At 68.1% G+C, this 6556-nt stretch carries 6 protein-coding genes; 2 read left to right on the top strand and 4 right to left on the bottom strand.

Annotation, left to right across the window (positions count from 1 at the left end; all coding sequences use genetic code 11):
- On the bottom strand, nt 1-742 hold a 742-nt coding region (locus GTW43_RS33175), incomplete at its 3' end, for a DUF2797 domain-containing protein (protein ID WP_237536945.1).
- A gap of 109 nt (nt 743-851) precedes the next feature.
- On the opposite strand from GTW43_RS33175, the gene sigJ reads away from it, so the two are divergent.
- A complete protein-coding gene (gene sigJ / locus GTW43_RS33170; protein ID WP_161305690.1) occupies nt 852-1805 on the top strand; it encodes an RNA polymerase sigma factor SigJ in 954 nt (317 codons plus the stop codon).
- Between the two features lie 126 nt (nt 1806-1931).
- Nucleotides 1932-3152: an FAD-dependent oxidoreductase gene (locus GTW43_RS33165; protein WP_161305688.1), complete on the top strand. Its 1221-nt coding sequence runs from the start codon at nt 1932-1934 to the stop codon at nt 3150-3152.
- Between the two features lie 136 nt (nt 3153-3288).
- On the opposite strand, the gene GTW43_RS33160 is transcribed toward GTW43_RS33165, so the two are convergent.
- The 3 genes from GTW43_RS33160 to GTW43_RS33150 all read right to left on the bottom strand — a co-directional run bounded on the left by GTW43_RS33160 (nt 3289) and on the right by GTW43_RS33150 (nt 6358).
- Nucleotides 3289-3516, bottom strand: a complete 228-nt coding sequence (locus tag GTW43_RS33160; protein WP_161305686.1) for a hypothetical protein — start codon at nt 3514-3516, stop codon at nt 3289-3291.
- 324 nt (nt 3517-3840) lie between these two features.
- Nucleotides 3841-5142, bottom strand: a complete 1302-nt coding sequence (locus tag GTW43_RS33155; RefSeq protein ID WP_343246190.1) for a restriction endonuclease — start codon at nt 5140-5142, stop codon at nt 3841-3843.
- Between the two features lie 451 nt (nt 5143-5593).
- Nucleotides 5594-6358 carry a DUF3800 domain-containing protein gene (locus tag GTW43_RS33150; RefSeq protein WP_161305685.1) on the bottom strand — a complete coding sequence of 255 codons (765 nt, stop codon included), beginning with the start codon at nt 6356-6358 and terminating at the stop codon, nt 5594-5596.
- Nucleotides 6359-6556: the final 198 nt, after the last annotated feature.

Here is a 6556-nt window from a genome sequence, read left to right as displayed (position 1 = left end):
GCACATCGGGCCCCGCCGCGGCCACCACCGTCCCCGCCACCACGTCTCCCTCCGCCAGCCCGTCGACCACCGCGTCCACCCCGTCGACCGCCCGGAGCCCGAACTCCGTCACGTGGTCCACCACCCGCAACGGCGCCCGCTCCAGCGACTCCGGCCATCCGTCGAGCCCGACCGCGACCCCGTGCGCCCGCGCCAACTCCCCTTCCCCATCGGGCCCGTCCGGGGCGCCGAGCCCCGCCCGCACCGCCCGCTTTCGCTCGTACGGAATCCGGTCCGGCACCCCGAGCGCGACCCGCAGCAGCTCCTCGGCCCGCCGCGCCGCCATCAGCGGCCCCGTCCCCAGCCAGGTGAAGGCCACCGCCCCCTGTTCGAGCAACCGCGCCCCGCCCCGCGCGGCGCCCGTGATCCCGACCTTCACCAGCCCCTCCCCGAACCAGGCCAGGTACACCCGGTACGGCCGCGGATCGTCGGCCAGCGTGTCCGCCGCGACCGACCGCGCCCGGTCGATCCCCGCGCACTCCGCGCACTGCGCCCGCGTCCCCCGCACCGGCACCGCCTCCCGCCCCGGGCACGGACGGCGCCGCCCGCCCCGCCACACCCCGAGACAGATCCGCGGCCCGGTGACCCGGAACGCCATCCGCTCCCCGAACCGCACTGCGCCGGCCCGCTCGGCCTCCCCCGTCCACCACCCGAACTCCGGCCCGCCCCCGCCCCACCGCATCCCCGTGCACCACCACGTCATGCCGCCAGCATGGCGCACCCCACTGACAACGCCCGGTCCGCGCGGAGCTCCGTGAAGCGGACCTCCCTGGAGCCGCGCGACGCCGCCGACGTCGCCTAGGATCCGGAGCATGTCCGTGAGCCTGAACGACGTGGACCGTTTCGAGGCCTCCAGGCCCCGCCTGCAGGCCATCGCCTACCGCCTGCTCGGCTCCGCGAGCGAGGCCGAGGACGCGGTGCAGGACACGTACCTGCGCTGGCAGGCCGCCGACCCGGGACACATCGACGTCCCCGAGGCCTGGCTGACCAAGGTGCTCACCAACCTGTGCCTCAACCAGCTCACCTCGGCCCGCGCCCGCCGCGAGACGTACGTCGGCCAGTGGCTCCCCGAACCCCTGCTCGCCGGCGACCCGATGCTCGGCCCCGCCGACACGGCCGAGCGCCACGAGTCCGTCTCGTACGCGGTCCTCACGCTCCTGGAGCGGCTCACGCCGAACGAGCGCGCGGTGTACGTGCTGCGCGAGGCGTTCGACTACCCGCACCGGGAGATCGCCGAGATCCTCGAGATCAGCGAGTCCGCCAGCCAGCAGATCCTGCACCGGGCGAAGAAGCACGTCGCGGACGGCACGCCCCGCGCCCCGCGGACCGAGATCGACGAGGCGGCCGCCCGGCGCATCGTCGAGGAGTTCCTCGCCGCCGCCACGAGCGGCCGCACCGAACCGCTCGTCAAGCTGCTCACCTCGGACGCGATCGCGGTCGGCGACGGCGGCGGCAAGGTGCCGGCCCGCGCGAAGGCCTTCGAGGGCGCGGCCGCGGTCGCCACGTTCATGCGGGGCCTGTTCAAGCCCGGCCCGGCCAAGCGCGCCATCAGCGGCGGCCCGGCCGACATCCACGCGGCGACGGCGAACGGCGGCCCCGCGGTCGTCGCCGTCGTCGACGGCCGGGTCATCGGCGTCATGTGCCTCGAGGTCAGCGACGGGCACATCGTCGCCGTCCGCAGCCAGGTCAACCCCGACAAGCTGGAGCGTGCCACCCGTGTCTGGGCGGCCACGGACCACCCGGACCCGCTGGTCTCGGCCTTCTGACCGCCCTCACCTCCTTCACCTCCCTCACCTCTACAACAATGTGACCTGCTTCACACTCCTCTCCTGTCAGGAATCGGCGGGCTGCCCGGTTCAAGGGGCGACACCGTGAGAGACAGGAGCAGGGACATGCAGCACCGCATCATCGTTCTCGGGGCCGGATACACCGGAGCCGTCGCCGCGGGACGCCTCGCCAAGCGGCTGCACCGCGACGACGTCACGATCACCCTCGTCAACGCCGAGCCCGACTTCGTCGAGCGCGTCCGGATGCACCAGGTCGCCGTCGGCCAGGAGCTGCGGGCACGCCCCTTCAGCGAGATGTTCGCGGGCACCGGCGTCACCCTGAAGCTCGCCCGGGTCACCGGCGTCGACGTCGACCGCAGGACCGTCACGGTCACCGGCACGGAATCGGCCCCCGGCACGGACCCCGGCACCGAGGAACTGGCCTACGACACCCTCGTCTACGCCCTCGGCAGCGCGTGGGACACCCACGACGTCCCCGGCGTCGCCGACCACGCCCACCAGCTGGCGAGCCGCCCCGGCGCGCTCCGGCTGCGCGAGCGGCTGGCGGAGCTGTCCGCCGGCGCCACCGTCACCGTCGTCGGCGGCGGCCTGACCGGCGTGGAGGCCGCCACGGAGATCGCCGAGTCCCGCCCGGACCTGGCCGTCGCCCTGGCCGCCCGCGGCGAACTGGGCGACTGGCTCAGCCCCAAGGGCCGCCGCCACCTCGCCAAGGTCTTCGCCGGCCTCGGCATCACCGTGCACGAGCACAGCGGGATCACCGCCGTCGACGCCGACACCGTCACCGCCGGAGACGGCAGGTCGCTGCCCTCCGACGTCACCGTGTGGACCACCGGCTTCGCCGTCCACCCGATGGCCCGCGCCACCACCCTGGAACTCGGCGACACCGGCCAGATCGTGGTCGACGGCACCATGCGCTCGGTCTCCCACCCGGACGTGTACGCGATCGGCGACGCCGCCCTCGTCATGGGCCCCGGCGACAAGCCGCTGCGCATGTCCTGCGCCTCGGGCATCCCCACGTCCTGGCAGGCCGCCGACGCGATCGCGGCCCGGCTGACCGGCACCAAGATCCCGCACGCGCCGCTGCGCTACTTCAACCAGTGCATCTCGCTGGGCCGCAAGGAAGGCCTGATCCAGTACGTCACGGCCGACGACCGCGCGGTGAGCGCGGCCCTGACCGGCCGGTTCGCCGCGCTCTACAAGGAAGTGGTCTGCAAGGGCGCGGCCTGGGGCGTCGCCAACCCGACCATGGGCCTGCCCACCCGCCGCCGGCGCACCGCCCAGCCCCGCACGACAGACACCCCCACCCCCGCCGAGGCATCGGCCTGACCCACCCGGACAACGCAAGAGGCCCCGGATCGCTCCGGGGCCTCTTGTCGCTGTGCACTCGGCAGGATTCGAACCTGCAACCTTCTGATCCGTAGCTCTATGTGGATCGGTCAGCCTGGGACAGAGAGCTCATCAGCTAGGCGCTGTCGGGTGTTGCTGTCCGCGGCTGGTTGCTGTGGTTGCGGTACTTCGCTGCTGTACCGCCGGCTGCGATCAACAACGTAAGCAGCGCTTCCGCATCCGCGTACGCGCCGACAAGCCTGGCCCAGGATGGTGAAGTGAGCACAAGCACGACGATCACCGTGATCGCGGTGAGTTGGCGTCGCGGATTTGACACGCATTGCTCGGCAAAGGGCAAACTCATGTAGAGCCTCCGGGTTCAGTCGCCCACCTGCCGCTCGGCCTGCCAGCATGCGCGGTCAGGTGGGCTTCGTTCTGACCTGATGGATGCTAGCCGGCTACAAGCTGTCGACTTCGTTCGTGCGATTACTCCCGGCTGCGCAAGTCACACCCCGACTCTCAGGTGAACACAGAGCGTGACAACAGATGCAAGAACTGCTTGCATCTTCGCAAGGCATTCTTGCGCTACTCATTGGCACTTGGCCTTTGGTGAGGATTACGCCAAGTGGTTGTGGCGCACGGTGTTGGCGCGTTTTGATCCTCTGGCTACCTGCCCAACTGGGGCTGCCTACTCAAGCAAGATCTCTTCTGGACGCCGGTTCGTGATCGCGGTCTCCCGCTCAGTGAGGGTGTGATCGAGGCAAGCTTCCAGGTCTCCCCCGTGATCGTCCCGGGCCATGCTCCGCAGTTCCCGGGCCAGTTCCAATCCGTTGATCAAGACGATCGGGTACTGGTCTTCGACCATTTCTGTCTGTGCTGGTACGGAGTACGCCCCGGTCGTGACATACACGCCGATCCAGCCTCGACGGAGCCGGGCCACGACGCGGGCGATCTGCTCGGCAGTGACCAGGCTGTCGAACTTGACGCACTTGGCCTGGCCGAGGACAACAAGACTTGTGCCGGCCAGTCCGCTGCCGATGTCGAGTCGGCCCACGAAGTCGGCTCCTCCGTCGCCGGATCGACGTGTCAGCCATCCTTCGACGTAGCTGTTCCCGGCGCCACGAAGCACACGGGCTGCGACCGCGGAGGCCACTGCCTCGAAGTCGTGCTTGCGCCCGTCGAAGTGCTTGTAGATCAGCTCCAGGTCCTTGGCTTCAACGGTTCCCGGCCTGGCCCGCTGCTCGGACACCTTGGTCACCTTGGCCCGGGCGACCCGCCGACGGAGCCTTGGCAGTGCTGAATGCCCGTGCTTGACCCACTCACGCCAGGCGAGCGGGGCGAGTTCGAGTGTCTCAGCGTCGGCGACGGTCTTGTCTCTGCGGGAGTCGATCCATGCCCACGCGACCTTGTCGTCCTCGGCGGTGAGGTCGATGAGGGCGATGTCGTAGACGTAGTTCGTAAACGTCGTGTGGTCGCTACCGCCCCACTGCACCAGACGCTCCGCTCTCTCGATCACGCCCAGTCCACAGAACTCGACGTGTCCCTTGTCCCTTCCGCTGCGTTTGACCGCACGGAACAACAGCAGGGGGACGGCGGTTGCGCGCTCCTCAGGCGTGTGTCCCTGGTGTCTGGTGAAGGCATCGAGCAGGGCCGCGTTGCCCGTGGTCTTACCTGGCGCCACGGTGGTGGTGGCCTTGTGGTCGCCGAAGTAGCGGACGTGTCCGTTGTCCATGTCGAACACGTCGTGCCAAGGCGTCTGCTCGGAGCCAGCCTTCCAGGGACTCGACCGGATGAGAATCACCGGTCGGCGATCGCCGTCTGATGTCCGGACCTTGGCCATTCCGTTGATCCCAGCTTCCAGCAGGGCCCGGGCGCGCTCCGGTGAGTGAGTCACGTGGTGGAAGTTGGTGTACCCCTCGAGCGTCGCCGGCTTCGGGTCCTTGCCGGTCGCGTAGCGAAAGACCTGACCCACACGCAACTGACCACCCACGTGAACCCCCGCAATCGAACTGGCCTGGCAATCTCCATGACCGTAGTGGCCAGCACTGACAGGTGGGCCAGCCCGGTCAAGCCTTGAGCTTGGGAAGCTCGGGTTACCCAGGAGCCTGGTGGCTGAGCTGCTGCAACGGCTACGGATTGAGCGCGCTTGGCCTCCCTGAGCCCTACCCGCTATGACGCCCTTCCCCATAGCGTCTGCCACGGCGCAGATGTCTGCGGGCCCCGCTCCCGGTTGGCTGGGTGCTGGCGGATCGCATGATCACCTTCTCGATTGCATGAACCCAGGCCGCAGGTGTGGGCATCCGAGTGTCAACCCGGTAGGCTAGAGCCAACAAGCAAGGACCTCCTAAGTGGTCGCGGGGAGAACGCTTGGTCTGCTGCCAGACCCTTCCGACTTGATCGGTTGAAGCGCCCCGGGCCTCTTGGGAGGTTCTTTTGCTTTTCTACAGACCCTCAGAAGGCCACCAAGGCAACGAGGTGAAGGTCGCTTCGTTGCCGAGGATCTTAAAGCCGTAATTGCGACTCTCGCCTCGGCCGTTGCGACGCAACTGGTGCCTGACCGCCAACAAGTGCGCGGCTTCAAAGCCCCCATACCGGTCAGGTCGTATCGCAGCACTCAACATGCCGGCGTACTGGTCCGCCGCTTGCAACCCATCCCACTTGGCCTGGTCCTCGAACGTGGGCCGTCCACGCAACAAGTGCCACGGAACCCAGTCCGGGCTGTACTGAGGCTTGATCTTGAAGTAGTCACAAGTGGTGCGGTGGTCGAATCCGCGCACGTGGCCGAACTTCACTACTAGGTCTCGTGAACCTCCCGCCCAATCCTTAGCAGCAAGTAGGAGACGTTCGAGAGCGATGCCTGCCGCGTAGTTGTAGAAGATCACCTGATCGCGGCGCATGCCTGCTTGGGCGGGGATGGCAGCCTTCTCAACAACGACGTACACGATCTTGACATCGGTCAACTGGGCCAAAGTGCTCGCCACATATTGGCGGCGCGGGTAGACCTTCACGTGCTCCTTCCAGTGAAGGGCCTTACCCGGCGGAACCTTTAGCTCCCTTCGCAAGTGCGACATAGCCGCTCGCATTGCGGCCTCGTGCTCGTCTGCAATCAGCAAAGCCGCAAACGAGAAGTAGGAGGACGCGGAGGCGGAGATGCCGCGATCGCCGGTCTCATCTATGTATGCCCGGACAAGCTGGCGCGTGGGCATCTAGCTCCTTCCGCATACAATGTGACGGGTGGTCATGGGTAAGTTACACCAGCGACCCCAGAGTCACTACTAGATGTAGTGGATTTTTTGTATCCAACCCCTAGATCTAGTGGTTGGGTGCCGGTGGTGGCTCGCAGCCTCCCCCCTCATCAACCCACCGCTTCCCCAGCTCCCATCCCGTCCGCCGTCGACCCACAC

It is taken from the genome of Streptomyces sp. SID5785, assembly GCF_009870065.1.
Lineage (GTDB): Bacteria > Actinomycetota > Actinomycetes > Streptomycetales > Streptomycetaceae > Streptomyces.
Note: the sequence above shows the minus strand (reverse complement) of the source record. Positions and strands in the feature narration are given on the sequence as shown.

What these genes read in the sequence shown, in the direction of transcription:
- GTW43_RS33165 (WP_161305688.1), top strand. Translation starts at nt 1,932, where the DNA reads ATGCAGCACCGCATCATCGTTCTCGGGGCCGGATACACCGGAGCCGTC.
- sigJ (WP_161305690.1), top strand. Translation starts at nt 852, where the DNA reads ATGTCCGTGAGCCTGAACGACGTGGACCGTTTCGAGGCCTCCAGGCCC.
- GTW43_RS33150 (WP_161305685.1), bottom strand. Translation starts at nt 6,358, where the DNA reads ATGCCCACGCGCCAGCTTGTCCGGGCATACATAGATGAGACCGGCGAT.
- GTW43_RS33160 (WP_161305686.1), bottom strand. Translation starts at nt 3,516, where the DNA reads ATGAGTTTGCCCTTTGCCGAGCAATGCGTGTCAAATCCGCGACGCCAA.